The organism is Pedobacter sp. UBA4863 (assembly GCF_002399615.1).
Taxonomy (GTDB): domain Bacteria; phylum Bacteroidota; class Bacteroidia; order Sphingobacteriales; family Sphingobacteriaceae; genus Pedobacter.
Genome location: NZ_DHDZ01000053.1, coordinates 7,116 through 7,933 on the forward strand (window position 1 = coordinate 7,116; position 818 = coordinate 7,933).

The 818-nt window shown below is 41.6% G+C and carries 1 protein-coding gene; it reads left to right on the forward strand.

Going from position 1 to position 818, the window contains the following annotated elements:
* A partial coding sequence (locus tag B3I52_RS13955; RefSeq protein WP_293302306.1) for a PEP-utilizing enzyme occupies positions 1–818 on the forward strand: 818 nt, incomplete at both ends.

Below are 818 nucleotides of genomic sequence, written 5' to 3' on the forward strand. Positions count from 1 at the left end.
CGGTTGATACCATTACTGAATACCAAATTAACGATGATAGTAGGCTAGACAAAGTGTTACTTAGAGGAATTGCCGTGGGCGATAAAATTGCTTCGGGGCGAGTGCATAACCTAAAAGGAGTGGGCAAACAAAATATTCATGAGATAGCTTTCTTGCCCGGCGATGTAATGGTAGCCGAAATGACAGATCCAGATTGGGAGCCAATCATGAAAAAAGCATCAGCTATTATTACCAACAAAGGTGGCAGAACTTGTCATGCAGCTATTGTTGCCAGAGAGTTGGGCGTACCGGCAATTGTGGGTTGCGATGCTGCAACTGAACTTTTAAGTACTGGACAAGAAATTACGGTATCTTGTGCAGAAGGAGAAACGGGTATGGTATATGAAGGTAGAATTGCTTTTACCAAAAGTGAACATGATCTTGCTAGCTTGCCAGAAATTAATACCCCAGTAATGATGAACATCGGGTCGCCAGATATTGCTTTTCGTTATGCAGGCTATCCTGCTAAGGGTGTGGGGCTCGCTAGAGAAGAGTTTATCATCAATAACTATATCAAAGTTCACCCTATGGCATTGTTAAAGCACCAAACCTTGGCCGACCAAGAGTTGAGCGCTTATATTCAAACACTTATTGCGGGCTATAAAGATGAAGAAACGTACTTTATCGAAAAGCTTTCTTATGGTATTGCTAAAATTGCGGCGGCTTACTATCCTAATAAGGTAATTGTACGTTTTTCAGATTTTAAAACCAACGAGTACTACAATATGCCCGGTGGTAAATATTTTGAGCCGGGAGAAGAAAATCCAATGATTGGCTGG